The organism is Sphingomonas sp. TREG-RG-20F-R18-01 (assembly GCF_022662475.1).
Classification (GTDB): Bacteria; Pseudomonadota; Alphaproteobacteria; order Sphingomonadales; family Sphingomonadaceae; genus Sphingomonas.
This window is the reverse complement of the sequence record NZ_JAKNQQ010000002.1, coordinates 182,962-208,200: the sequence shown is the minus strand read 5'-3', so window position 1 is coordinate 208,200 and position 25,239 is coordinate 182,962. Positions and strand designations below refer to the sequence as shown.

Genomic DNA, 25,239 nt, shown 5'->3' with positions numbered 1-25,239 from the left:
GCTGCGTTCCGTTAACCTATGACCAATATCCTGTCTGTTGATGCGCCGATCGGCAACGGCTGGCGCATCGACGAAGGTGTCCGTGCCGCAGCGATCGCCGAACATCGGATCGAGACGCTGCGGGACGATCTCGCGCTGAAAAAGATCACCGATTTTGCGGCCGCCCTGTGTGACGCGCCGATCGCGCTCGTCAGCATCGTGGAGCTGAGCCGCCAGACCTTCCTGTCGCGCACCGGGCTCGGTCCCAGCGAAACGCCGCGCGAAACGTCCTTTTGCGCGCATGCGATGGTGGAAGACGACATCATGGTCGTTCCGGATGCGCGGCTGGACCCCCGCTTCGCCGACAATCCGTTGGTGACCGGCGAGTTGGGCATCCGGTTCTACGCCGGCGTTCCGCTGGTCAGCGAGGCGGGGATCCCGCTGGGCTCGCTGTGCGTGATCGCGCGCGAGCCGCGCGATGGCTTGACCGATTTCCAGCGCCAGGGGCTGAAGGTGCTGGCCGACGATGTCCTCAACCGGCTGAGCGACAGTCGTGCCAGCGCGATTTCGCGCGCGACGATTGCCGACAGCGAAAGCCGATTCCGCACCCTCGCCGACAGCATGCCGCAGATGGTTTGGTCGACGTTGCCGGATGGCTTCCACGATTATTACAATGCGCGCTGGTACGAGTTCACGGGAATGCCCGCGGGGTCGACCGATGGCGATGGCTGGAACGACATCTTCCATCCGGAGGATCAGGCGCGCGCCTGGGGCGTCTGGCGGCAGTCGCTGGAGACCGGCGAACCGTATCAGATCGAATATCGCCTGCGCCATCGGGACGGCACCTATCGCTGGACGCTCGGCCGCGCGTTGCCGATGACCGACAGGGCGGGCAAGATCACCCGCTGGATCGGCACCTGCACCGACATTCACGAACAGAAGTTGGCCAGCGAGGAGCGCGAGGTGGTCGCGCAGGAGCTGAGCCATCGGATCAAGAACATCTTCGCGGTGATCGCTGGCCTGATCACCTTCGCCGCCCGCTCGCGCCCCGAGTTCCGGCCGATCGCCGAGGATTTGCGCCACCGCGTCACGGCGCTGGGGCGGGCCCACGACTTCGTCCGGCCGCATAGCGCCAAGTCGCGCCCGGACGTCGCACAGACCAGCTTGCACGGCCTGCTGGATGCGCTGTTCCTGCCCTATCAGGCGGTCGACGCGGCCCGCATCAGCGTGGGTGGAGCGGATGTCCCGATCGACGACCGGTCGGCCACGCCGCTTGCCCTGCTGTTCCACGAGCTGGCGACCAACGCGACGAAATATGGTGCGCTTTCCAACGATCTGGGCTCGGTGACGGTCACCAGTCTGATCGACGGCAGCGACATCGTCCTGGTCTGGCAGGAGGACGGCGGTCCAAAGGTGCGCCAACCGGAGACCCTGGGCTTCGGGGCGCAATTGATCGATCTGAGCGCCAGCCGCCAGCTGGGCGGTACGGTGGTGCACGACTGGGCCGAGGATGGCCTGCGCGTGGTCATCGAAGTCTCGCGCGCGGCGCTCAGCCGCGGCTAGGCGTCATCCCAGCCGGACGAAATCACTGTTCATCATCATCAGCGGCATGTCGTCGTCTGCGGTCGCCGCCGCAGCCGCGGTCAGGATCGCGGATTCGCTGAAGGGCTTGCGGACATAACCAACCGCACCACTCGGGTGTGCGATCTGGCCCGGATTGGCGGTGACGAACACGACCTTCAGGCCGAACTGGTCGGTCAGCTGCCGCGCGAGTTCCGGCCCGGTCGCCCCGTCGCGCAGATTGATGTCGACCAGCGCGAAGCTGCAATCCTGCGCCGCATCCAGCGCGCCGAGCTTGTCGGCGGCGATCGCCTTCACTTCATACCCCGCATCAGGATCCGCTCCAGGTCGAGCGCGACGAAAATCTCGTCTTCCACGATCAAGGCGGTTGGCAGGGACATAAGATGAACACGATCTACATAATGTAAGTTAAAGCTTCGAACCCCGAGTCAAAGGCTTTGGTTCCGACAATTCGCCGGATCGAAGAAGGAATACGGCATGCTCCGCGCGAAAATTCGCTGCTGCGGACGTGGTTTGCTTGTCTCCTGACAAGAACCACGCGCCTTCGACCGCAATGTTTCGCGTTCGCACGAAGGCGCGAAAGTCGTCGACGGTAACGTGATGGATGTTGGGCGTATCGAACCATTGTTCGGGCAACAACCGCGTCACCGGCATCCGTCCGCCCCACAACAGCGACAACCGTACCCGCCAGTGCGCGAAATTGGGGAAGGACACGAACGCGCGCTGGCCGATCCGGAGCAGATGATCGAGCACGACATCGGGATGCCGCGCGGTCTGGAGCGTCTGACTGAGGATCGCATAGTCGAAGCTGGCGTCGGGATATTCGGCCAATTCGACGTCGGCATCGCCCTGGATCACGGACAGGCCGCGCGACACTGCCGCCGCGACATTGCCCGCATCGAGTTCGAGCCCGCGCGCATCGACCCGCTTGGTATCGCGCAAAGCGGCCATCAGCGCGCCGTCGCCGCAGCCGACGTCGAGCACGCGTGCCCCGGGCTCGATCCGGTCGGCGATGATCGCGAGATCGGGGCGGAGCGTCATGCGCCGGCCCTCAGGAAACCATCGACGACGCGATTCAACTCGGGCGCCTCGAGCAGGAACGCGTCATGCCCGAACGGGCTCGACAATTCGACGAAACTGACCGGCGCGCCCGCCGCGTTGAGCGCGTGGACGATCGCGCGCGATTCAGCGGTGGGGTACAGCCAGTCGGTATCGAAACTGACCAGGCAAAAGCGCGCCCTGGTCGCGCGGAAGGCGTTGGCGAGGTGGCCGCCATGCTCCTCGGCCAGATCGAAATAATCCATGGCTCGCGTAATGTAGAGATAGGAATTGGCGTCGAACCGGTCGACGAAGCTGATCCCCTGGTGGCGCAGATAGCTTTCGATCTGGAAATCCGCATCGAACCCGAAGCTCTTGGCGTCGCGCGCCTGCAGCCGCCGCCCGAACTTGGCGGTGAGCCCGGCCTCGGACAGATAGGTGATATGCGCCGCCATCCGCGCGACCGCGAGGCCCGCCGCGGGCGGATCGGCCTCGGCATAATAGGCCCCCTCGCGCCATTTCGGGTCGGCCATCACCGCCTGGCGCCCGACTTCATGGAAGGCAATGTTCTGCGCGGTGTGCCGCGCGGTCGAGGCGATGACAACGACCGCGCGGACCCGGTCGGGGAAGGTCGCGGGCCAGCTCAGCGTCTGCATCCCGCCCATCGACCCGCCGACGACCGCCGCGAGCGTCTCGATCCCGAGATGATCGAGCAGCATCGCCTGCGCGCGGACCATGTCGCGGATCGTGATGACGGGGAAGCTCATCCCCCACGGGACGCCGGTCGCGGGGTTGACCGTCGCGGGTCCGGACGAGCCCATGCAGCTGCCCAGCACGTTCGAACAGATGATGAAATGCCGTTCCGGATCGACCGGCTTGCCCGGGCCGACCATCCGTTCCCACCAGCCGGGCTTGCCGGTGACGGGATGCCGCGAGGCGACATGCTGGTCGCCGGTCAGCGCGTGGCAGATCAGGATCGCGTTGGAACGATCGGCATCGAGCGTGCCATAGGTTTCGTATGCGATCTCGACCGGCGAGAGCAGCCCGCCGCCATCCAGGCGCAAGGGCCCCGGCAGCGTGACGTGGCGGGCAAGCCCAAAGCGCGTGTCGTCCATGCCGCCAGCGGATAAGCGCGTGGCGGGCTGGGTTCAAGCGGCGCGAGGGTCGGGCGGCGGGGGGCGTGCTTGCCTTCGCCGAATCGATCCGCCATGCCGCAGGCCATGTTGCCCTTCGCCCGCGTCACCATCATCGGTATCGGCCTGATCGGATCGTCGATCGCGCGCGCGGTCCGCGCGACCATGCCCACGGTGCGGCTGACCGGCTATGACGCGGACGCCGACGTGCGCGCGATCGCGACGCGGATCGACCTGTTCGACGATGTCGCGGACAGCGGTGGCGCGGCGGTGATCGACGCCGATCTCGTGATCCTGTGCGTCCCGGTCGGGGCGATGGGGGCCGCAGCGGCGGAATTCGCGGCGGAGTTGCCGGCGGAAGCGATCGTCAGCGATGTCGGCAGCTGCAAGGCCGAGGTCGTCCGCATGCTGGGCGAGGCGCTCCCCGGCGCGACGATCGTTCCGGCGCACCCGGTGGCGGGGACCGAGCGCAGCGGCCCCGAGGCGGGCTTCGCCACGCTGTTCCACAAGCGCTGGTGCATCATCACCCCGCCCGAGGGGACCGATCCGCTCGCGGTCGAACGCGTCGCCGAATTCTGGCGGCGGTTGGGCGCGGAGATCGAGATGATGGCACCCGACCATCACGACCGCGTGCTCGCGATCACCAGTCATCTGCCGCACCTGATCGCCTATACGATCGTCGGCACCGCATCGGACATGGAGGAAGTGACTCAGTCCGAAGTGATCAAATATTCGGCAGGCGGTTTTCGCGATTTCACGCGGATCGCGGCGTCCGACCCGACGATGTGGCGCGACGTGTTCCTCGCGAACCGCGAGGCGGTGCTCGACATGCTGCAACGCTTCTCGGAGGACCTCACCGCGCTCCAGCGTGCGATCCGCTGGGGGAAGGGGGACGAACTGTTCGACCTCTTTTCCAAAACACGCGCGATCCGACGCGGGATCATCGAGCAGGGGCAGGACGATCCCGCCCCCGACTTCGGACGGACGCACGAATAGCGCGCGGGCCTTGCGTCTGCGCCGCGGAACGCAGCGGCCAGCCCCCGTCTTCCGTCATGCCCGCGCAGGCGGGATCTCTGCGAAAGTCGCCCTCCCGTCACCCCGGCGCAGGCCGGGGCCGCCACGTTGCCCGGACAACCGGCGATACGGCGCTCGACCGCGCCGGCACGCCCAGGTAATTACGCCGCCCCGACCTGCGCCGGGGTGCCGGGAGGGGCAACGCGACTCACCCCCGTGGCGCAATCGCCTGGTGTCGCTCCAGTGCATTGATCGCGGCATGCACCCGCGCCTCGGCCTCGGCGCGGGGCAGGCCGGGCGGGATCGGCGTGCCGAAGCGGAACGTCACGGTGCCTGGCAGATGCGGCCCCTGCCGTGGCCATACCAGCCCGCTGTCGATCGCGATCGGCACCACCGGGATCCTGAGCATCTGGTACAGGCCAGCAAAGCCCGCCTTCAGCTCGGGTTGCTCGCCCGGCGTGACTCGCGTGCCCTCGGGAAAGATCAGGATTGACCGTCCCGCCGCCAGCGCGACCCGCGCCTCGCGCAGCATCCGCCGCAGCGCGCCGGCCGACGCCTCGCGGTCGACGACGATCACGCCGTAGCGTTTGGCGGCCCAGCCCCACACCGGGATGTCGGTCAGCTCCTGCTTCATCACGATCGCGGGATTGTGCAGCATCCGGCCGAGCTCGAGCGTCTCGTACATCGCCTGGTGCTTGGCGGCGTAGATCACCGGTCCATCGGCGAAACACTGTCCCTCGATCCGCCGGTCGATCCCGAGGATGTGTCGCGTCGTCCAGCCGTGGAAGCGGGTCCAGAAATGGGTGTGCGCGACCATCGCCTTCCAGCCGAACAGCGCGGAAATCGCCGAGGTCAGCACAATCGGCACCGAGCCGCCGTAGAAGATGATCGTGAACAGCAGATTGCGCATCGTGATCATGTCGCCGCCCCGACCAGCAGCGCCACGCGGCGCAGAATCAATTTGTTATACTCGGCGATCAGCACCGCATAGCGCGGGCTGCTGGGAACGCCATCGCCGATCACGGTCGCGTCGCCGTCCAGCGCGTTGACCAGTTCGAGCCGCGCGCGCGCCAGATGCCAGTCCGACGTCACCAACCGCACCGAGCGATAGCCATGCTCGCGCACCCAATCGGCGGTTTCGTCCGCGTTCGATCGCGTATCGACCGCCTCATGGCCAAGGTCGATGCAGCAGGCGAACAGCTTGGGACTGACTTTATATTCGTGTGCCAGTTCGCCGGGCTTCACCGCGGGCGCGACACCGCTGATCAGCATGCGCTTCGCCGCATGATCCTGCAGCAGCGCCAGTCCGCGCGTGATCCGCCCCGACGATCCGGTCAGCACCACGATCGCATCGGTGCGGGGTCCGCTCACCGGCGCGGGCATGGTGGCGAGGAACAGCGCGAACCCGCCGCCCCACAGCAGCGCGAGCACGGCGATCAGGCGGAGGATCACAATACCCGCCGCAGCGCCGCGAGCACCGACAGGCGGGCCGACAGCGTCGCCAGCACGGCAAAGGCCAGCGGGAGGCAGGCCAGGATCGCCCAGTCGCGCGTGCCCAGCGTCAACCCCGCGACGAGATCCGATTCCAGCGCGTTCAGTTGCGCGCCGATCAACGCGACCACGCCCACCGCCACCGCCATGCCGAGCAATCCGCCAATCAGCGTATCCACGCCGATCCGCCGCTGGAACAACCGCGCGACCTGGACGTCGGTTGAACCCAGCATGTGGAGCACCGCGATGGTGTCGCCGTGCGTGTCGAGCCCGGCGCGCGCGGCGAGGATCACGACCGCGGCGGTCGCCCCCGCCATCAGCACGACCAGCCCGCCCGCCAGCCCGGTCAGCATCGCCATGACGGTCCGCACCGGCGCCATCCAGCTTTCCTGCCGGTCGATCCGCGCGCTGGGTGCGGCGGTCCGCACCGCGGCGGTCACGCGCTGCACCGTGGCTGCGCGGCCGCTGGACAGGTCGACGTCGATCATCGCCGGGATCGGCAGGTCGGGGTCCGCCCCGTCCGCGCCGAGCCAGGGGCGCAGCATCTCGGCAAGCCGCGCGCGATCGACCGGTGCCGCCCGCCGGACCTCGGGCAGCCGCCGCAGGGCCACAAGCGCCGCCGCGGCCTCGCGCGTGCGCACGCCCTCGGCAGGCGCGACGATCTGCACCGTCAGCCGGCCCGCAAGCTGGCGGTCGAGCAGCGCCGCCGCCCCCAGCGTCGCCAGCCCCAGCGCCGCCGCCAGCACCGTCAGGAACAGCATGATCGCCATCACCCACAGCATCACGCGCGTGCCGCGCCGGTCGTCGAGCAGCCGCCGGTCGGCCTTGGAGGCGATCAAGCCGCCGCTCATGCGGACTTGCCGGGGGGTGGGAAGCGCAGCGAACCGGTCGGATCGAGCAAACGTCCTTTCTCGAGCCGCATCATATGGGCATGCGGGATGCGACCGAGCGTCTGGAAATCGTGCGTCGCGACGACGACCGTCGTCCCCAGCCGGTTGAGCGAATCGAACAGGTGCAACAGCCGTTCCGCCATGTCGGGATCGACGTTGCCGGTCGGTTCGTCCGCGACGAGGATCTCCGGCCGGCCGATCACCGCGCGCGCGATCGCGACGCGCTGCTGCTCGCCGCCCGACAGGGTGGGGGGCCGCGCCGCGATCTTGTCCGACAGCCCGACCCAGGCGAGCATCTCGCGCACCGGATCCGCGACGTCGCGCTCGGGCACGCCCGATACGCGCAGCGGCAGCGCGATATTGTCATAGGCCGACAGGTGCGGGACCAGCCGGAAATCCTGGAACACCACGCCGATCCGCCGCCGGAAGCCCGGCAGCCGGGTGCGCGGCAGCGTGACCGCATCCTCGCCGAACAGCCGGATGCTGCCGCGCGTCGGACGCTGCGACAGGTACAGCAGCTTCAGCAGCGACGTCTTCCCCGCGCCCGACGCGCCGATCAGGAAATAGAAGGCACCCCGCAACAGCGTGAAGCTGACGTCACTCAGCGTCTCCTGCCCCGTGCCGTAGCGAAGCCCCACATTCTCGAACTGAACGATATTCGCCATGCGGCGTGCGCTACCCGCTACTTGTCTGTGCCCCGCCCCTGCATCGCACGATCCCTTGCGCCGCGACAAGCGCGCAGGTTCGCGCCTGTTGGCGGCCCCTTGCCACCGGGGCCAAGGACAGCGTAGTTTCCCGGGACACCGCGGACGCCCCGGCTGGTGTATCCTGCGATATGCCGCCGCGACCGTCCGCCCTTACCGTCTGAATTGCCCCGATGATTCTCGAATGTACCGAGTGCCAGACCCGTTACGTGATTCCCGACACCGCGATCGGGCCGGACGGCCGCACCGTGCGCTGCGCAAGCTGCAAGCATAGCTGGTTCCAGGCGCCGCTGCCCGCGCTGGAACTGGACGCGCCGATCGAGGAAGAGGAAGACGAAGACGAAGCTCGCGTCGAGGCGCGCCACGCCCGCCCCCCCGCCGGGACGCCAACCAAGCCGCCAACCGGAACGATCGCCGGTGCGCTGCCCAATGCACTGGCCCCGCCGATCCCCGCCGCGCCGGACTCGCGTGCGGATATTGCGGGCGAGGCGCAGGGTTTCATCGTATCGGAATCGGCGCGCCCGACCTATGGCGATTACGATGCCTTTGCGCACCGCCCGCCCTTTCGCCCGCGCCGCAACAGCGTGCGCCGCTGGACGCTGGCCGCGGTGATCGCGGGGCTCGCGATGATCGGCGCGACCGCCGCGATCGTGTCGACCGGGGCCCCGCGCACCGCCAGCACGCTGTTCCACCCGGCGGTGGAAACCCCGCTGAAGATCGTCAACCGGCCGGTCGACCGCCATGATTATAACGGCAACGAGATCTTCGCGATCAGCGGCACCGTGCTCAACCCCACCGACACGCGCCAGCCCGTCCCCGACATTCGCGCCGACCTGCGCGATGCGCAGCAACGCATCGTCTTCAGCTGGACGATCCGCCCCGAGGCGACCTCGCTTCCGCCGAAGGGGCGCGTCGAGTTCAACAGCGCGAAGCTCGACGTGCCGGTCAATGCGAAGGATCTGGTGCTGAGTTTCTCGGGCGAGCCGCAGCACTGACCCACAGGAACCGCGCGCCGTGCAGGATCGTCGCCGCGACCATTCCCAGTCCCGAGGCATAGACCAGCCCGAGCGGCCCGACGCCGTGCGTCACGAACATCCAGCCGAGGCCCCCCGTCACGACGAAAAAGGCGAGGATGCTGTTGGCTCCCGCGACGATCTGGTCGCCGAGCGAGCGCAGCGCATAGACGAACACGAGTTGCACGCCGTCGAACAGGATGAACGGCACCCACACCGGCAACATCGCCAGCGCGGCGGCATGGACGCCCGCCGCCGCCGGGAAGGCCCCGACGATCGGCCCGCGCACCAGCAGGATCCCCAGCGCCAATAGGCCCGTGACGCCCGCCGCCAGCCCCGCCGCGATCAGCGCGCGGAAACGCACCCGGGCCGGCTGCCCCTCGCCGATCGCATTGCCGACCCGCACCCCAGCCGCCGACGCCAGGCCGACCGCCGCGCCGAACGTCACGTTATGCAGCGAGAAGACGATCTGGAAGGCGTGCGCGGTCACCGGGCCAAGGTCGGTCGACAGCGCGATCAGGATCGAGAACCCCGCGAGCTCGAGCCCGGAGGCGATCGCCGGCACCGCGCCGAACCGCGCGAGCCGCACCGCGCCCGGCACCGCCGCGCGCCACGCCGACAGCGTCATCACCCGGATCTCGCGCGCCTGCGCGTCCCGCGTGGTCCACGCCACCGCCAGCATGCCGGCCGCCCCCAGCAGAGACGCGATCGCGGTGGCCGCCGCCGCGCCCACCGCCCCCAGCGCGGGCGCGCCAAGGTGCCCGTCCGCCAGCGCCCAGGCGAGCAGCGCGTTGATCGGCAGCGTCGCCAGGTTGACGACGGTGACGCGCCGCGGCCGCGATATCCCCTCCAGGAAGAAGCTCGCCGCGATGCTGATCATCTGCGCCGGATAGGCGAGCGCCATCACCCGGACCACCGCCGCCGCCGGATCGACCAGCGCGGGCGCAACGCCGATCATCGCCAGCAACGGCGCGGCGTACAGCCCGAACCCCAACGCCCCCGCCAGCCCCAGCAACCCCGCCAGCACCAGCCCTTCGCGCAGCGTCGCGCCGGTCCGCCGCAGTTCGCCCGCGCCATCCGCCCGCGCGGTAAACACCAGCACCCCCGACAGCCACGCCAGCCCCGCCACGATGGTGATGAAGGTGAGCGCGCGACTCGCGCCGAAAGCGGCGACCTGATCGGTGCCGGTCAGCCCGACCACGACGATATCGGTGACGCTCAGGATGGTCCAGTTGAGGCTGGTGAGCATCACCGGCCACGCCAGCGCCAGGATCCGGCGCGTCTCCTCAAGGATGGATTGGCGCGCCATGGTCATGCAGCGCTGCTACCGGGCCGGGACAAAATGCGAAAGGCTTTGACGACAGCCATTGCGCAGCCCGAATAGCTTTGCTAGGGGCGCTCGCCTACCAGCTGCCGGGCTTGCCCGGTGATGTTACGTGCGGCCGTGGCGGAACTGGTAGACGCGCAACGTTGAGGTCGTTGTGGGCGAAAGCCCGTGGAAGTTCGAGTCTTCTCGGCCGCACCATTTTCCAGATGCAGATGTGCAACGGACCCTTTCGGGGGCCACCCCTCTATGTCGTGACGACGGTCGTCGCGATCGCCCGCGCGAATCCGGTCGACCTGGCGCGGCTCACTGCATGCGCAGGAACAGCGCCAGGGCGTTGCGGACGCTGTCGGCAAAGCGGTCGTAGATCACGCGCGACACCTGCGCGATGACCGGCTGGCGATCGCGTCCCCCGCGCGCGAACACCGCGACGGCCACGCGGCGGCCATCGGGCATGGTAATGATCCCCACGTCGTTGGTCACTCCGTCGAGCGTGCCGGTCTTGTCCTCCACCAGCGTGCCCGCGGGAAGAAGCGCGCGGATACGGCGCGTACCCGTCTCGCATCGGCGCATCAGTTCGAACAGGAAGCCCCGGCTCTGCGCGGTCAGCACGGTGCCGTTGTCGAGCTTGTACAGCAACGCTACCATCGCGACCGGGGTGGCAACATCCTTGCTGTCGGCAAGATGGCCACGTTCGCGCAGCAGCTGGGCGATCGTCCGGTCCACCCGGATACCGAGGATCTTGTGCGACCACAGCCATTGCTGGACAGCGGCGGGCCCGCCGAGCGTGGCGAGCAGCTGGTCGGCCGCCTGGTTGTCGCTACGGACCAGCATCAGCTCCAGGACTTTCGCCGCGGGACGGCCATAGATCATGTCGCCGAGGCTGTGGCGACCCTGATCGACCTCGGCGAGATAGGCAGCGGCGATGGCGAGCTTGACCGTGCTCGCCATCGGAAACGGGATGTCGCCGTTGACGGCAACGGTCGTTCCATCGCGCAGGTCGAGCGCGGCAATGCCATATTCGCCGGAGCGTTCCGCGACCAGCTTGCTCAGCTCGCGCTCCAGCCCGACGAGCTCGGGCGAACTGGCGGCCACCGGTGCCGGGATCAGGAGGCTTGCGGCGATACCTGAGAGAAGCAGGCGGGAAAGCAGGGGTACGCGCATCGATCGTCCTTGCGTGTTGTCCTTCAGCGACGGGCTGTTGATAAACTGAAAAACCTGAATGCGACGTGTTGCACGCCGGCGCCGCGCAGCCAACGCCAGATTACGCGCGGCGGATGGGAAGCGGGTCGGGGCGTGGATCCTGGAACCGTGGACGGGCGGGAGGGGTAGGGAACGCCCGTCGGCCAGGCCCTGAGCATGAACGTGGCCCCGCGACGCGCCAGCCATCCAGGGAACACCCCCTGCGCGAACGGTCGCCGCGCGGATGCGGCCCGAGCGCCACGACCTGATCGCCAGGCGACCGACCGCTCGCGGGCATGGGATTGCGCGCGGTTCTGCTGTAGCATGCCGCGACAGAATGCGCAGGAGGCAAGGGTGTGTCGATCAGTCGCAGACTACTACCCGTCGCCGCCGTTCTGGCCGCGCTGACGCCCATGTCCGTATCGGCAGAGCCGCCCGGAAGGATCACCGGCATCGGTGGGATCTTCTTCAGGAGCAAAGACCCGAAAGCGCTGCTGGCCTGGTATCGCGACGTGCTCGGCATCAAGGTCGAATCCTGGGGTGGCGTGCTGCTGCCTTATGACGCGCCGGACCACCCGCCCGTCCTGACCCTGAACGTGTTCGAGGAAGCGTCCGGTTACCTGGCCCCTTCCACGCGCGAGTTCATGCTGAACTTCGCGGTCGACGATCTCGCGGCGTTCCTCGGTCGGTTGCAAGCGAAGGGCGTTCCCATCCTCAAGCGCGACGACAGCGACCCCAGCGGCAAGTTCGCGTGGATCGTCGATCCGGATGGGACCAAGATCGAGCTGTGGGAACCCAACGCCAAACCCGCGTCGCAATAGGGTCTTCTGGCCGGCTATGGCCTTTCGGAAATGGCCAGGTCTGGAAGGCGATCGCAGACACTCGCGCTACTTGCCGAGCGCACGCCTTCCTCCCTCCACTGCCAACAGGCTCAAGATGGATGCGCCCGAACAGATGAACAGGCCGACGAGATAGCCGACCGCATAAAGCGCGTCATGGGCCCACACGTCCCACCAGATCGTGGCGGTGAGAATGACGAGGGGGACAATGGCGATGAAGACCGCCGCACCCCACCGATGCCGCGGGAAGATCACTTGCGCCAACACGCCCGCGATGAAGGTAGCTGCGAATAACGACCAAGGGTTCATGCAGCATCATTGCTGCTGCCGCGACCCGCCGCAAGAGCGCGTTTCCACCCCCCTGGCTGTCCTACAAGCCACCCCCCTGCTATTGTCCCGCCGGGCTCTTTGACAGCACCGGCATCCTCCCGATGCGCCCCGATGAAGCGGTCGGGGCGCGACATCGATTTCGCCTAACTTTCGCCTAACCTTCCGCGCCCGCTCCGGCAGGGTGCGCACGTGCGACCCCTGCAAACCCTTGACCCCATCGCCCTGCCAACCCAACTCCGGCGCATCACCACCGCATAGGGGCTGCGACCACATCATGACGACCACCACCGCTCCGGAAACCACTCCCCAGACCCACGCCTTCGAGGCCGACGTCGCCAAGCTGCTGCACATGATGGTGCATTCGGTCTATTCCGACAAAAGCGTGTTCCTGCGCGAACTCGTTTCGAACGCGGCGGACGCGTGCGAGAAGCTGCGCTACGAAGGGATCGCCGACCCCGCGCTGCTCGGCGACGATGCCAGCCCGCGGATCACCGTGACGCTCGATCCCGATGCGCACCGCCTGACGATCGAGGACAATGGCATCGGCATGAGCGCCGCTGAAATGACCGATGCGCTCGGCACGATCGCGCGCTCGGGCACCAAGAGCTTCATGGACAAGCTCGCCGACGCGCAAGGCAGCGACGACCCGCAGCTGATCGGCCAGTTCGGCGTCGGCTTCTACGCGGCGTTCATGGTCGCAAGGACGGTGGACGTGGTGTCACGCCGTGCCGGGGCGGACGATGCATCGATCTGGTCGTCGGACGGGCTGGGCAGCTACACGATCGCACCGATTGCGCCGTCCGAAGCGCCGTCGCGAGGGACGCGCGTCGTGCTCCACCTGCTCGACGACGCACAGGACTATGCGCAGCGTTTCACGGTCGAACGGACGATCAAGGCGCAGTCGGGGCATGTCCCCGTGCCGATCTTCCTGCGCGAGAAGCCCGATGCCGAGCCGGTCGAGATCGCCGATGGCGCGGCGCTCTGGACCAAGCCCAAGTCGGCGATCACCGAGGCCGATTACACCGATTTCTATCGCAGCGTGTCGGGCCAGTTCGACGATCCCGCGCTGACGCTGCATTACCGGGCGGAAGGGCGCCACGAATATTCGGTGCTGGCGTTCGTGCCGTCGACCAAGCCGTTCGACCTGTTCGATCCCGATCGCGCCGGGCGGATCAAGCTGTACGTCAACCGCGTCTTCATCACCGACGAGGCGGAGGTGCTGCCGCGCTATCTGCGCTTCGTGCGCGGGCTGGTCGACTCGTCCGACGTGCCACTCAACATGTCGCGCGAGATGATCCAGCAAAGCCCGGTGCTCGCCGCGATCAAGAAGGGTGTCACCGCGAAGATCCTGTCCGAGCTCGAAAAGCGCGCGACCGCCGAGCCCGAGGCCTATCTCGGCATCTGGGACACGTTCGGGCCGGTCCTGAAGGAAGGGCTGTACGAGGATTTCGAACGCCGCGAAGCGCTGCTCGACCTCGCGCGCTTCCACACGACCACGTCGGACGGCGGCTGGCGCTCGCTTGCGGACTATGCGGCGGGGCTGAAGGAGAACCAGACCGCGATCTATTATGTGACCGGGACCGATCTCGACCGGATCGCCACCGCGCCCCAGCTCGAGGGCTTCCGCGCTCGCGGCGTCGAAGTGCTGCTGCTGTCCGACCCGATCGACAATTTCTGGGTGACGGCGGGAATCGACTATCAGGGCAAGCCGTTCCGGTCGGTCACGCAAGGCAGTGCCGATCTCGCGCTGATCCCGCTGCTGGAGGGCACCACGCCGCCGTCCGCCGAGGCGAGCGGTGCGGTGTCCGACTTCCTCGCCTTCGTGAAGACGACGCTGGCCGACTCGGTTTCGGACGTACGGGCGTCGGATCGCCTGACCGAAAGCGCGGTGTGCCTGGTGGCGACCGAAAGCGGCATGGATCGCCAGCTCGAACGGATGCTGGCGAGTGCGGGGCAGGCACCGCCCAAGGCCAAGCCGGTGCTCGAAGTCAATCCGCAGCATGCGCTGATCGTCAAGCTCGCCGCACTCGGCGAAGGCGATACGACGCTACGAGAGGATGCGGCGCATCTGCTGTTCGACGAGGCGCAGATCGCCGACGGCGAGCAACCGCTCGACCCGCGCGCCTTCGCCGCCCGCCTCGCGCGCGTCCTCACCCGCGCGCTGGGGTGAACGGCCCGGCCGGGCTCTTGCGGCGCAGGTCCGCGAGCGCCCGGCCCGTCGGGCGCGGTCAGTCGCCCGGTTGCTCGAGCGTGTTGCGCGCCTGGAGCCACCAGGCGATCGTGGCCGCCAGAAAGGCCCAGCTCGCCCCGAGGATCCAGCCCGCCAGAACGTCCGTCGGCCAGTGCACGCCCAGATACAGCCGCGACAGGCCGATCAGCAGCGTCAGCGCCATCGCCGCCAGCAGGACGTACACCCGCAACCCCGACGATTCGACGCTGCGCGCGACCAGCGCCGCGAGCGTGAGATAGACGATCGCCGAGTCGGCGGCATGACCGCTCGGGAAGCTGGTGTTCGAGAAGGTCGCCCAATGCGCGACGACGTTCGGCCTCGGCCGGTCGAACACCGATTTGAGGGTCTCCACCGCAAAGGTGCCAAGCAGCGACGCGGCGATCAGGAACCCGGCCATCGCGGCCTTGCGTGCGATCAGCAAGGCCCCGGCGACCAGTGCCACGACGAGCGTCAGCGTGGTCACGTCGCCAAGCGCAGTAAAGTCGAGCATCGCCTTGTACAGCGCGTGGAAACCCGCCCCCGGGCGATCCGCCGCGTTCCGGATCGCGCGCAGGATCATGGCGTCGAAGGCGTTGGTGTCGCCGGCCCCGACTTCGGAGGCGAGGTGCAGGACGAGCAGGAGCAAGGCCGCCGCGATCCCGAAGGCAAGCAACAGCGCCCGGTCGGGGCGTCGTTGCAGGGATTGCAGGGCTCGCAGCATTACCATGATCACACGCTCGTTTCCGGGGCACCGCCAACCCGGTACGGGTCGCGTCCAAGCTGACGCAACGGACGAAGCCACGGTTGGTCTCCGTCGCGCAGGCGCGCCGGGACCGCCCGCACCACAAGGTTGGCACTTTGTAATCGCCGTCGGCGCTGTATCCGGCACCCAGACCCGCTACCGGCGCTCGCAGCCGCGGGGCGGCGCCCGTTTCGGGGCATCGCCACAAGGGCTTCGTTTCGGGCCAGCGCGGCGCTATCGGTGACACGATTCCGGCGCGCGGCATCAACTGCGAAAGACTGAAGACGGCCTATGCGTATCCTGCTTGCCGAAGACGACCAGGAGGTTGCGGACTTCATCGCGCAAGGGCTCGCGGGGCTCGGACATGTCGTGACGTGCGTCGGCGATGGTTCGGCGGCCGCACGGCGCGCGACCGAGGATCCTTTCGACGCGATCGTGCTCGACCGGATGCTGCCCGAGGTCGAAGGACTGGAAGTGCTGCGGCGGATCCGCGCGGCGGGGGGCAGGGCTCCGGTGCTGGTGCTCACCGCAAAGGGCGGGATCGCGGATCGGGTCGAGGGGCTGGACGCCGGTGCGGACGATTATCTGGTCAAGCCGTTCGCGCTGGCCGAGCTTGCCGCGCGGCTCAACGCGCTGGCGCGGCGCGCCCCGGGCGACGCGGTACCGACCCGGCTGGAGGTAGGCGACATCGTCATCGACCTGTTGCGGCGCGACGTGACGCGCGCCGGGCGCGTGGTGCATCTGCAACCGCGCGAGTTCGCCTTGCTCGAGCAATTGATGCGGCATGTCGACACGGTCGTCACGCGCACGATGTTCCTCGAGCTGGTGTGGGGCTTCCATTTCGATCCCCAGACCAACATCGTCGAAAGCCATTTGAGCCGGCTTCGCACCAAATTGCGCGAAGGCTTCGAGGACGATCCGATCGAAACCATCCGCGGGGCCGGCTATCGGATCCGAAGCCATGGCTAGCGTGCGCGCCAGCGCGGCTTACCGGATCGCCTTCACCTGTTCCGCCGCCTTCGCGCTGGCGATCCTGCTGCTCGGCGGTGCCGTCTATTTGGCGGCGGACTCGGCATTTCGCACGCAACGCGATTCCGCCATCCAGGAAGCGATCGTTGCGCTGAAGAGCCAGCCCGATCTTGCCGCGCTTCGCCGCGAAGTCAGCGAGCGCGAAGCCAGCGCGTCGACCGAGGCGCTCGGGTTCGCGGTGTTCGACCGGGCGGGACGCCGCATCGCCGGATCGATGGTGACGTCACGCCCGCCGCTCGGCTGGAGCACGATCGTCTTTCGGGATCCCGCCGAGGGGGAGGACTCCGCCCATGCCCTGGCGGTCGCGCGGGACGATGGCAGCCGTATCGTGGTCGCGGCCGATTCCGAGACGATCGAAGTGATCGACGCCACGATCCTCGAACTGTTCAGCGTCGCGTTCGTGGCCGTGCTATTGGTCGGGCTGTGCGGCGCCCTGCTGCTCGGCAGCTACCTTCGTCGCCGATTGGGCGCGATCAGCCGGACCGCGCGCGCGGTGGTGGCAGGCGATCTCGCGCAGCGGGTGCCGATCGGCGCCGCGGATGACGAATTCGACCAGGTCGGGCACGCGCTCAACACCATGCTCGACCGGATCGCGCATCTCATGGAGAACCTCCGCCAGGTGTCGAGCGACGTGGCGCATGATCTGCGCACGCCGCTGCTGCGGTTGCGCAACCGGCTCGAACAGGTCGGGACCGTCGAGGGTGCCGCCGAGAAGGCGATCGAGCAGGGCGACGCCCTGCTGGCGTTGTTCACCGCCATTCTGCGCATCTCGGAAGTGGAAGGGGGGGCGCTGGTGCAGAGTTTCGCGCCCGTCGACCTGTCCCTGCTCGCGACCGACGTGGCCGAAAGCTACGCTCCCGCGATGGCGGACAGCGATCATGCGCTGAGCTGGTCGATCGAGCCGGGGATCTGCGTGCTTGGGCATCGCGAACTCCTGGCGCAGGCGATCGGCAACCTGCTCGACAATGTTCGGGTCCACACCGGCCAAGGCACCGCCGCGCGGCTGATCCTCGCCGGCATCGGCACCGTCGCGCAGGTGACCGTGGTCGACGATGGGCCCGGTGTCCCGGCGGCGGACCACGAGCGTATCCTCCAGCGCTTCGCACGAACCGAGGCCAGCCGGACCAAGGCGGGCAACGGCCTGGGGTTGAGCCTCGTGGCGGCGATCACCGCGGCGCATGGGGGAACCATCGCGATCGCCCGGGGAACGGTCGGTCTGGGCGTGACTTTGGCGTTGCCGCGATCGCACAGCGGCGGCGGGTACGCGCAGGTTGGGAAACTGTAACCCGTACCCCCGGTCGCGGTTTTCCGCGCCCGTGGTGGCCGGGAACGGCCCGCACGTCGCGGCTTGGGGCATCCGTTCGGGGCTTCCCGGATCCGAACGCGCGGGCTAGCGTTGTCTCAGCGGTCGGGAACCCCACTCTCCGCCGATTGAAAGCGTGCATTGCTTACCACCGCTCACATCACCGGGATCGGCACCGCCGTCCCGGGACACGACATCCACGCCGCTTTCATCGCGTGGGCGCGCGCGCGCCTGCCCGATCCCCGCAGCACGAGGGTGTTCGATCGCATGGCGTCGCGCGCCGCGATCAACCATCGCTGGTCGATCCTCCCGGTCGGTGACGACGGCGGATCACCGGTCGATGCGGGGGGATTCTATGCGCGCGCGGTCCTGCCGGGAACCGCGGAACGCATGAAGCTCTATGCCGAAGCCGCGCCCGCACTCTCGCTCGCGGCGATCTCGGCGCTCGGGGAAAAGGTGGCCCTCGACCACATCTCGCATCTGGTCGTGGCGAGCTGCACGGGGTTCGTCGCGCCCGGCATCGATCAGATCATTGCCGCACGGCTCGGGCTGGCCCCGACGGTCGAGCGGCTGCTGGTGGGGTTCATGGGCTGTTATGCGGCGGTCGCGGCGCTGCGCAGTGCCCGGCATATCGTCCGGTCCGATCCCGCCGCGCGGGTTCTGGTCGTATGTGTGGAACTGTCGACCCTTCATCTGCAGGATACGCCGGCGCTGGAGCCTTTGCTGGCGATGCTGCAGTTCGGCGATGGCGCCGCCGCCGCACTCGTCTGCGCTGACCCGCTAGGCTTTGCGCTGGACGCGCCGTTTGCGACCACCTTGCCGGATTCCGCCGAACTGATTCGCTGGGACATCACCGACCAGGGTTTCGCGATGCACCTTTCGGGCGAAGTTCCGGGCCGGATCGCGGCCGGACTTGCGGATCCGGTCTTTGCCGCTGCGGCGACGGGAGGGCGCGACCCGCAGGACATCGACGGCTGGGCCGTCCATGCCGGTGGGCGGTCGATCCTCGACGCGGTCGAAACCGCCCTGCACCTGCCGCATGACGCGCTGGCCACGTCGCGGGGCGTCTTGGCCGATGTCGGCAACATGTCGTCGGCGACGCTGATGTTCGTGCTGGCGCGGTTGCTCGCAGGTCCGCGGATCGAAAATGGTGTTGCGCTCGCCTTCGGGCCCGGCCTTGCAGCCGAAGGCTTCGGTTTCCGGAGCGCCCGATGACGCTCCGACAACGCGCCATCGCCGAAGAGTTGATGGACGCGGACGATCTGTCGGCCGAAATCTATGCCGCGGTCGTGGGGGATCTCGCCAAGGTCAACGTCGTGACGATGGCACCCCGCCCGACGCTCGATTTCCTCGCGCGCGCGACCGCCGGCATGTCCCGGTTCAAGCTGCTCGACGTAGGGTTTGGCGATGGCGACATGCTTCGCCGGATCGCGCGGTGGGCTGAACGGCGTGGCTTGGTGGCGGACCTCGTCGGGGTGGACCTCAACCCGCGCAGCGCGCTTGCGGCAACCGGGCACACCCCGGGCGAACTGCCGATCCGCTACGTCACCGGCGATTATGCGGACCACGCGGGGGCCGGTTGGGACTTCGTGGTCAGCAGCCTCGTCGCGCACCACATGACCCATGCCCAGTTGATCGCCTTCCTGCGGTTCATGGACCGGGAAAGCGCGCGAGGCTGGTTGATCAACGATCTGCACCGTCACGGCGTCGCGCATGTCGGCTTTCCGATTCTGGCGACGCTGGCGCGCTGGCATCCGATCGTCCGCCATGACGGCACCTTGTCGGTCGCACGCTCCTACCGCCCCGGTGAATGGCCCCCGATCCTTGCCGAGGCCGGTGTTGCCGCGCGCGTCTATTGCGTTTTTCCGTACCGGTTATGCGTCGAACAGCTGCGCTGATCGTCGGCGGCGGCCCCGCGGGCGCCAGCGCCGCGATCGTGCTTGCGCGTGCGGGCGCACCACATCTGCTCGTCGAGCGTAGTCGGGAGACCGGAGACGCGATCTGCGGCGGCTTCCTCAGCTGGCGCACGCTCGAATCGCTTGCCCGGATCGGGATCGCGCCCGGCGCCCTGGGCCCGGCAAGGGTCGTTCGGAACCGCATCTTCCTGGGCCACCGGCGCATCGACACGCCCTTGCCCCGCCCTGCGCACGGCGTTTCCCGGCGGCTTCTGGATACCGTCCTCATGCAGCAAGCCATCGCCATGGGCGCGGCCGTCGAGCGCGGCGTGACGGTCCGCAGCCTCGTCGGCAGCACCGCGCTGATCGACGATGGTGCGGAACTGGCCGGCGACACGCTGTTCCTGGCAAGCGGGAAGCACGATGTCCGCGGCGCGGCGCGACCAGCCGAAGCCCGCGGGGAGGACCCTGTGCTAGGTCTGCGCGTCCGCCTTGCCGCTGCACCCGGTCTCACCCGCCTGATCGGCGACGCGATCGAACTCCATCTGTTCGACCGCGGCTATGTCGGCATCGTGCTGCAGGAAGACGGAAGCGCCAACCTGTGCATGGCGGTCCACCGCTCGAAGATGCTGGCCGCGGGCTCACCCGCTGCTTTGCTCGACACGCTGGGTCGGGACCATCCTGCGCTTGGCGACCGGCTAGCCTATCGAACCGGGGGGGAGCCGATCGATGCGATCGCCAACGTGCCCTATGGCTGGCGCGCGTTGCAGACGACCGACGCGGTGTTTCGCCTCGGTGATCAGGCGGGCGTCATTCCATCGCTGGCTGGGGAGGGGATGGGAATCGCGATCGCCAGTGGCATCCGGGCAGGCCATGCCTATATCGCAAGAGGTGCGGCGGCGGCACCGCGCTTCCAGCGTGATTTCGCTGCTGCCACTGCCCGGCCGATCCGGCTGGCGGGACTGGTGCGCGACGCGGCCGAACGGCCGTGGCTCGGCAAAGCCTTGCTTCCGCTGGTCGGCCACGTCCCCGGACTGATTGATATCATCGCACGCGCCACTCGTATCGGCCATTCGCCGCTTGACCACGCCGCACGCCAACAGGAAAACTGAGTCCATGGAGCATATCACCCTGTCCGAAACCGAGTGGCGCAAGAAATTGAGCCCCGAAGCCTATCACGTGCTGCGCGAAGCCGGAACGGAACGGGCGTTTTCCGGCCGGTATAACAACAACAAAGCCGATGGCGTGTATCGCTGCGGCGGTTGCGCGCTGCCGCTGTTCGACTCGGCCGACAAATACGACTCGGGCTCGGGCTGGCCAAGCTTCACCCAGCCGATCGATCCCGAGAATGTTACCGACCACAGCGACACGAGCCACGGCATGACGCGGACCGAAGCGCGCTGTGCCCGGTGTGATGGTCATCTCGGCCATGTGTTCCCCGATGGTCCGCCACCGACCGGCCTGCGCTACTGCATGAATTCGCTGAGTCTCGAGTTCAGGGCGCGCGGCGCTGCCAACGGCGAAGAGGCGCGCGGCTGATCGATTCGGCAAGCGTCGCCGCGGCAGGGATTGCCAAGGCATGGCTTGTCGGATCGTCCGGCAAGCCCTAACGCTGACAACCGCGCATGGCCCGCTCTCCCGCTTCTTCCCCCCGCTCCGTGCGCGCGCCCCTGTGGCGGCGTCGGCTGGTGCTTGCACTGCAGCTGGTGGCGGGATTGGTGATGTTGGCCTTCGCGGTCCTGGCCATCACGGTCTATGTCTCGGAAGGCCAGTTGCCGAGCTATGACGAGCTGAAATCGTCTCCCAATGGCCAGATGATCCGCGTCCATGCCGCCGACGGCACGGTGATCGTGTCGCTCGGGCCGAGCTATGGCGAATGGCTGTCCTACGACAAGATCCCGATGGTGATGCGCGAGGCGATGGTGTCGGTCGAGGATCGCCGTTACCGGTCGCACTTCGGCGTCGACCCGATCGGTATGGCACGCTCGGTCCGCCTGGCGATCGACAATCGCGGCAAGGGTCGTCGCCTGCAGGGTGCGTCCACGATCACGCAGCAGGTCGCGCGGACGATCTTCCTGTCGAACAAATATACGTTCGGTCGTAAGGGCCGCGAAGCGATCCTGGCCCTCGCGCTCGAACGCAAGTTCACCAAGGACCAGATCCTCGAACTCTATCTCAACAAGGTGTATTTCGGCGGCGGGGCCTACGGCATCGATGCAGCCTCGCGCCGGTTCTTCGGCCACGGCGCGGACCATCTGAGCCTGTCCGAAGCCGCGATCATCGCGGGCCTGGTCAAGGCCCCGTCGGTCTATTCGCCCACCGCCGACGCGGAGGCCGCGGTGGGTCGGGCCGGCGTGGTGATCCGATTGATGCAGGAAACCGGCGCGATCACGGCGGAGCAGGCAGCGGAAGCGAATCCGAAGGACGTCAAGCTCGCACCCGAACCCAAGCAGAACAGCGTCCGCTACTTCACCGACTGGGCGCTCCCGCAGCTCGAAGTGCTGATCGACGAAACGCAGCGTCCGCTCGAAGTGTGGACCACGCTCGACCTCAACATGCAGCGCGCGGCCGACACCGCGATCCGCTCCAACGCCCCGCCCGGGGCGCAAGGCGCACTGGTCGCGATCGATCGTGACGGGGCGGTCCGCGCCATGGTCGGGGGCACCGACTATGTCTCGTCGATCTACAACCGCGCGACCCAGGCACAACGCCAGCCCGGGTCGGCGTTCAAGCTGTTCGTGTATCTCGCCGCGCTCGAAGCAGGCCACAAGCCCGAGGATTCGATCGTGGACGAGCCGATCACGATCGACGGCTGGAGCCCCCGGAACGACAGCCGCCATAACTCCGGTGCGGTGTCGCTGCGCACGGCCTTTGCCTATTCCCTCAACACGATTGCCGCCAAGCTTGGGCAGGAGGTCGGGTTCGCCACCGTCGCCGACATGGCACGCCGCTTCGGCATCACCACCAAGGTCAACACCCATCCGTCGATGGTTCTCGGGACGTCGGACGTACGGCTGATCGACATGACGCGCGCATTTGCGAGCGTCGGCAACAAGGGCGTCGCCGTGACCCCTTACGGCATCACCAAGGTAACCACCTCGGGCGAGACCATCTATGCCCAATCGGTCGATACCAGCCATGTCCTGGTCGCCCCGTATGTGGCCGCGCAGATGACCGACCTGCTGCAGACCACGGTCAACACCGGGACGGGTCGCGCGGCGCAGATCGGCCGTCCGGTCGCAGGCAAGACCGGAACGACGACGTCGAACAAGGACGGGTGGTTCCTGGGCTTCTCGAGCGGACTGACGACGGGCGTATGGATGGGCCGCGACGATGCGAAGCCGATCGCGGGGCTGCACGGCGGGACGGCACCGGCGCGGGCCTTCGCCGATTTCATGAAGGTCGCCGTCGCCAACCGGCCGGTCGAACAGTTCGACACCAAGGTGACCTTGCCCGAATATCAGCTGGAGCCCGACCAGGAATCCTATTTTGGCGAGGCGGATAACGGACTGTTCGTGGACCAGAACGGCAACCCCGCGGAGCCCGGTCAGACCGTTCCGGCGCCTGTTGAGGGCCAACAGGTCGACCCGGACGGCAATCCGATCGTCCGTCAGCCTCGGCCGGCACCGGACCGCGGCACGGACGAGCAGCAACCGACCGATCGTCCCGCCGACGGCGAGAAGCTCGACCAGGCCTGGCTGGATCATGTCCTGGGTCGGGATCCGTCGCGTGGCGCGCCGGCGCGGCCGCCGCGTGACCGACAGGCGCCACCGCCGTCAGATCGTCAGGATTCGCGCCCTACCCAGTGAAGCGCCGCGCCGTTCGCGCGCAGCCACGCATGCGAGCGCGCGGGATCGGTTTCGTCGAGCAGCGCGACGACCCTGTGAAACTGCGGCCCGTGGTTCATGTGCAGACGATGCGCGACCTCGTGCGCCACCGTCGACCGCCGAACGAACCGCGGCATCAGGATCAGGCGCCAGCTGTACCGGATCGTCCCGCTCGAGGCGCAACTTCCCCAGCGTGTCCTGGGATCCCCGACCGCCACCTTGGTGACGACGACACCCGCCCTGGCGGCAAATTCGGCTGTTTCCTCGCTCAGCACGCGAAGGGACTCGCGCTTCAGCCAGAGTTCGACCCGTCGTGACAGACCGTCGCGCCGACCGCCACACCGCAGTACCCCGCCGTCGCGGACGATCCGCCGGCTCGCGCCGTCCTGCCAGGCGATGGTCACCATGCCGTCGTCGAATGGAAAGCTGGCGCCGGGCGCGAACGGCATGGGTTTTGGCAGGCGTTCGCGCTGCGCTGCGATCCAGTCGGACTTGCCGGCAGCCCAGGCCAGGGCCGTCTTCAGCGAAGCGCGTGGTGGCAACACCAGCCGCACCCGCCCGGTTGTGCTATCGACCGACAGACGCGCGCGACGCGCGCGCGCGTTGCGGACGACCTCGGGCTGGTCGCTCACAGCTCGCGATCTACCAGATGATATTCCAGCTCGCCCGCATCGTCCTCGGAGATCGTCCATCCGCGCACCGACTGCCCTGCGCGATGGACCGCCTCGCGGTCGCCGCAGACGAGATAATGCCACGCGTGCAACGGCTCGTCCGCGGCGCGCAGCCGATAGGCGCAGGTCGAGGGCAGCCAGTCGATCGTACGCACGTTATCGCGGCTGAGCCGCACGCATTCGCTGACATAGGCATGGCGATGCTTGTAGTTCGAACACAGCGCCGTCGCCCGGTCGAGCAGGCGACAGGACACGTTGGTCGGCAGCAATTCGCCCGTCTCGTCATCCTCCAGCTTGTGGACGCAGCATTTGCCGCACCCGTCGCACAACGCTTCCCATTGTCCGCGGTCGAGCGTGTCGATCGGCTCTTCCCAAAACTTGCCGCTCATTTCACCCACCGTTCAAGCTCGGTTGCGACCGCCTGTGGGGTCTGGTCCTGTGGCAGCAGCGCCACGGGCTTGCCCGCCGGGTCCATCAAGAAGGCAAAACGCCCATGCGCGACGAGATATCCACCTTGCGCATTGGGCTTGTCCGCCTGGACCGCCACGCCATAGGCCTTGGCGAGCGCAAGCACGGCGGCAGGGTCGCCCGTCAATCCGACCATGCGCGGATGAAACGCCGTCACGAACGCCTTCAGGACGGCGGGCGTATCCCGCTTGGGGTCTACCGTGACGAAGACGGGCACGACCTTCGCGGCGCGCACGGCATTCTTTGCTTCGAACACCCGCAAGCCAGCGCCGATCGTCTGCATGTCGGTCGGGCAAACGTCGGGGCAGAAGGTATAACCGAAGTACATGATCCGATACCGCCCCGCGAAATCGCGGTCGCTGCGGGGCTTTCCGTCCTGATCGGTCAGCTGGAACGGTGCACCGATCCGAGCCCCGTCAAGCGGGGCGTGGTCGGTCGTTATGGGGCTGCTGCAGGCGATGGGAAGCGCGGCTAGCAGTAACGCGGACAGCGCGCGGGCGATCTGGTTCATGGCGCGGTCCGTCATGATCTGTTAGGGGGCAGGGCGCAAGCATTGCGCCGGTTTCGCCTTCTGTCA

The 25,239-nt window shown here is 67.8% G+C and carries 25 protein-coding genes, 1 tRNA gene and 1 pseudogene; 13 read left to right on the top strand and 14 right to left on the bottom strand.

Annotated elements, in window-relative coordinates; all coding sequences use genetic code 11:
• Positions 1 to 18 precede the first annotated feature (18 nt).
• Positions 19 to 1,542 (top strand): PAS domain-containing protein, encoded by a 1,524-nt coding sequence (locus L8K25_RS06510; protein ID WP_242138088.1) that lies wholly within the window; start codon positions 19 to 21, stop codon positions 1,540 to 1,542.
• 3 nt (positions 1,543 to 1,545) lie between these two features.
• Here the strand turns inward: L8K25_RS06510 and L8K25_RS06505 are convergent.
• From L8K25_RS06505 to L8K25_RS06495, 3 genes and pseudogenes are all read right to left on the bottom strand, one after another.
• Positions 1,546 to 1,940 (bottom strand): annotated as a pseudogene (locus L8K25_RS06505) (response regulator).
• Positions 1,941 to 1,968: 28 nt separating this feature from the next.
• Positions 1,969 to 2,601, bottom strand: a complete 633-nt coding sequence (metW, locus tag L8K25_RS06500; RefSeq protein WP_242138087.1) for a methionine biosynthesis protein MetW — start codon at positions 2,599 to 2,601, stop codon at positions 1,969 to 1,971.
• Positions 2,598 to 3,713, bottom strand: coding sequence for a homoserine O-acetyltransferase (locus L8K25_RS06495; RefSeq protein WP_242138086.1), 1,116 nt, complete (start codon positions 3,711 to 3,713; stop codon positions 2,598 to 2,600). The genes metW and L8K25_RS06495 overlap by 4 nt, the downstream gene beginning before the upstream one ends.
• A gap of 105 nt (positions 3,714 to 3,818) precedes the next feature.
• On the opposite strand from L8K25_RS06495, the gene L8K25_RS06490 reads away from it, so the two are divergent.
• Positions 3,819 to 4,727, top strand: coding sequence for a prephenate/arogenate dehydrogenase family protein (locus L8K25_RS06490; protein WP_242138721.1), 909 nt, complete (start codon positions 3,819 to 3,821; stop codon positions 4,725 to 4,727).
• A 226-nt stretch (positions 4,728 to 4,953) separates the two neighbouring features.
• Here L8K25_RS06490 and L8K25_RS06485 read toward each other — a convergent pair whose 3' ends face one another.
• From L8K25_RS06485 to ftsE, 4 genes are read right to left on the bottom strand one after another with little or no spacing between them, the layout of a single operon-like run.
• On the bottom strand, positions 4,954 to 5,664 hold the full coding sequence (locus L8K25_RS06485) for a 1-acyl-sn-glycerol-3-phosphate acyltransferase (RefSeq protein WP_242138085.1): 711 nt from the start codon (positions 5,662 to 5,664) through the stop codon (positions 4,954 to 4,956).
• Complete coding sequence (locus L8K25_RS06480; RefSeq protein WP_242138084.1) at positions 5,661 to 6,197, bottom strand: YdcF family protein; 537 nt, start codon at positions 6,195 to 6,197, stop codon at positions 5,661 to 5,663. The genes L8K25_RS06485 and L8K25_RS06480 overlap by 4 nt, the downstream gene beginning before the upstream one ends.
• A complete protein-coding gene (locus L8K25_RS06475) occupies positions 6,194 to 7,087 on the bottom strand; it encodes an FtsX-like permease family protein (protein ID WP_242138083.1) in 894 nt (297 codons plus the stop codon). The genes L8K25_RS06480 and L8K25_RS06475 overlap by 4 nt, the downstream gene beginning before the upstream one ends.
• Entirely contained in the window at positions 7,084 to 7,791 is a 708-nt protein-coding gene (ftsE, locus tag L8K25_RS06470; protein ID WP_242138082.1) for a cell division ATP-binding protein FtsE, read from the bottom strand. Before ftsE ends, L8K25_RS06475 begins: the two co-directional genes overlap by 4 nt.
• Positions 7,792 to 8,003: 212 nt before the next feature.
• On the opposite strand from ftsE, the gene L8K25_RS06465 reads away from it, so the two are divergent.
• A complete protein-coding gene (locus L8K25_RS06465) occupies positions 8,004 to 8,825 on the top strand; it encodes a zinc-ribbon domain-containing protein (protein ID WP_242138081.1) in 822 nt (273 codons plus the stop codon).
• Here the strand turns inward: L8K25_RS06465 and L8K25_RS06460 are convergent.
• Positions 8,776 to 10,158 (bottom strand): MATE family efflux transporter, encoded by a 1,383-nt coding sequence (locus L8K25_RS06460; protein ID WP_242138080.1) that lies wholly within the window; start codon positions 10,156 to 10,158, stop codon positions 8,776 to 8,778. The genes L8K25_RS06465 and L8K25_RS06460 overlap by 50 nt on opposite strands.
• Positions 10,159 to 10,281: 123 nt before the next feature.
• Between L8K25_RS06460 and L8K25_RS06455 the strand changes: the two genes are divergently transcribed.
• Positions 10,282 to 10,368, top strand: a tRNA-Leu gene (locus tag L8K25_RS06455).
• A 105-nt stretch (positions 10,369 to 10,473) separates the two neighbouring features.
• Here L8K25_RS06455 and L8K25_RS06450 read toward each other — a convergent pair.
• Positions 10,474 to 11,331 carry a serine hydrolase gene (locus L8K25_RS06450; protein WP_242138079.1) on the bottom strand — a complete coding sequence of 286 codons (858 nt, stop codon included), beginning with the start codon at positions 11,329 to 11,331 and terminating at the stop codon, positions 10,474 to 10,476.
• Positions 11,332 to 11,705: 374 nt separating this feature from the next.
• Between L8K25_RS06450 and L8K25_RS06445 the strand changes: the two genes are divergently transcribed.
• Positions 11,706 to 12,170: a VOC family protein gene (locus L8K25_RS06445; protein WP_242138078.1), complete on the top strand. Its 465-nt coding sequence runs from the start codon at positions 11,706 to 11,708 to the stop codon at positions 12,168 to 12,170.
• Between the two features lie 66 nt (positions 12,171 to 12,236).
• Here L8K25_RS06445 and L8K25_RS06440 read toward each other — a convergent pair whose 3' ends face one another.
• Positions 12,237 to 12,497, bottom strand: a complete 261-nt coding sequence (locus L8K25_RS06440; RefSeq protein ID WP_242138077.1) for a hypothetical protein — start codon at positions 12,495 to 12,497, stop codon at positions 12,237 to 12,239.
• Between the two features lie 295 nt (positions 12,498 to 12,792).
• Between L8K25_RS06440 and htpG the strand changes: the two genes are divergently transcribed.
• Positions 12,793 to 14,688 carry a molecular chaperone HtpG gene (htpG, locus tag L8K25_RS06435; protein WP_242138076.1) on the top strand — a complete coding sequence of 632 codons (1,896 nt, stop codon included), beginning with the start codon at positions 12,793 to 12,795 and terminating at the stop codon, positions 14,686 to 14,688.
• Positions 14,689 to 14,746: 58 nt separating this feature from the next.
• On the opposite strand, the gene L8K25_RS06430 is transcribed toward htpG, so the two are convergent.
• A complete protein-coding gene (locus L8K25_RS06430; protein WP_242138075.1) occupies positions 14,747 to 15,454 on the bottom strand; it encodes a phosphatase PAP2 family protein in 708 nt (235 codons plus the stop codon).
• A 306-nt stretch (positions 15,455 to 15,760) separates the two neighbouring features.
• Here L8K25_RS06430 and L8K25_RS06425 point away from each other — a divergent pair, with 306 nt between their 5' ends.
• The 7 genes from L8K25_RS06425 (at position 15,761) to L8K25_RS06395 (ending at position 23,505) form a co-directional block, all read left to right on the top strand.
• Positions 15,761 to 16,438, top strand: a complete 678-nt coding sequence (locus L8K25_RS06425) for a response regulator transcription factor (RefSeq protein WP_242138074.1) — start codon at positions 15,761 to 15,763, stop codon at positions 16,436 to 16,438.
• Positions 16,431 to 17,783: a HAMP domain-containing sensor histidine kinase gene (locus L8K25_RS06420; protein ID WP_242138073.1), complete on the top strand. Its 1,353-nt coding sequence runs from the start codon at positions 16,431 to 16,433 to the stop codon at positions 17,781 to 17,783. The genes L8K25_RS06425 and L8K25_RS06420 overlap by 8 nt, the downstream gene beginning before the upstream one ends.
• Positions 17,784 to 17,942: 159 nt before the next feature.
• Positions 17,943 to 19,016: a type III polyketide synthase gene (locus L8K25_RS06415; RefSeq protein ID WP_242138072.1), complete on the top strand. Its 1,074-nt coding sequence runs from the start codon at positions 17,943 to 17,945 to the stop codon at positions 19,014 to 19,016.
• Entirely contained in the window at positions 19,013 to 19,699 is a 687-nt protein-coding gene (locus L8K25_RS06410) for a methyltransferase domain-containing protein (protein WP_242138071.1), read from the top strand. The genes L8K25_RS06415 and L8K25_RS06410 overlap by 4 nt, the downstream gene beginning before the upstream one ends.
• Positions 19,678 to 20,808, top strand: coding sequence for an FAD-dependent monooxygenase (locus tag L8K25_RS06405; RefSeq protein ID WP_242138070.1), 1,131 nt, complete (start codon positions 19,678 to 19,680; stop codon positions 20,806 to 20,808). Before L8K25_RS06410 ends, L8K25_RS06405 begins: the two co-directional genes overlap by 22 nt.
• 4 nt (positions 20,809 to 20,812) lie before the next feature.
• Positions 20,813 to 21,235, top strand: coding sequence for a peptide-methionine (R)-S-oxide reductase MsrB (msrB, locus tag L8K25_RS06400; RefSeq protein WP_242138069.1), 423 nt, complete (start codon positions 20,813 to 20,815; stop codon positions 21,233 to 21,235).
• A 182-nt stretch (positions 21,236 to 21,417) separates the two neighbouring features.
• Entirely contained in the window at positions 21,418 to 23,505 is a 2,088-nt protein-coding gene (locus L8K25_RS06395; RefSeq protein ID WP_242138720.1) for a PBP1A family penicillin-binding protein, read from the top strand.
• On the opposite strand, the gene L8K25_RS06390 is transcribed toward L8K25_RS06395, so the two are convergent.
• The 3 genes from L8K25_RS06390 to L8K25_RS06380 are packed head-to-tail and all read right to left on the bottom strand — an operon-like array spanning position 23,481 to position 25,173.
• Positions 23,481 to 24,155 carry a YgjP-like metallopeptidase domain-containing protein gene (locus L8K25_RS06390; protein WP_242138068.1) on the bottom strand — a complete coding sequence of 225 codons (675 nt, stop codon included), beginning with the start codon at positions 24,153 to 24,155 and terminating at the stop codon, positions 23,481 to 23,483. The genes L8K25_RS06395 and L8K25_RS06390 overlap by 25 nt on opposite strands.
• On the bottom strand, positions 24,152 to 24,583 hold the full coding sequence (locus L8K25_RS06385; RefSeq protein ID WP_242138067.1) for a YcgN family cysteine cluster protein: 432 nt from the start codon (positions 24,581 to 24,583) through the stop codon (positions 24,152 to 24,154). The genes L8K25_RS06390 and L8K25_RS06385 overlap by 4 nt, the downstream gene beginning before the upstream one ends.
• On the bottom strand, positions 24,580 to 25,173 hold the full coding sequence (locus L8K25_RS06380; RefSeq protein ID WP_242138066.1) for an SCO family protein: 594 nt from the start codon (positions 25,171 to 25,173) through the stop codon (positions 24,580 to 24,582). The genes L8K25_RS06385 and L8K25_RS06380 overlap by 4 nt, the downstream gene beginning before the upstream one ends.
• Positions 25,174 to 25,239: the final 66 nt, after the last annotated feature.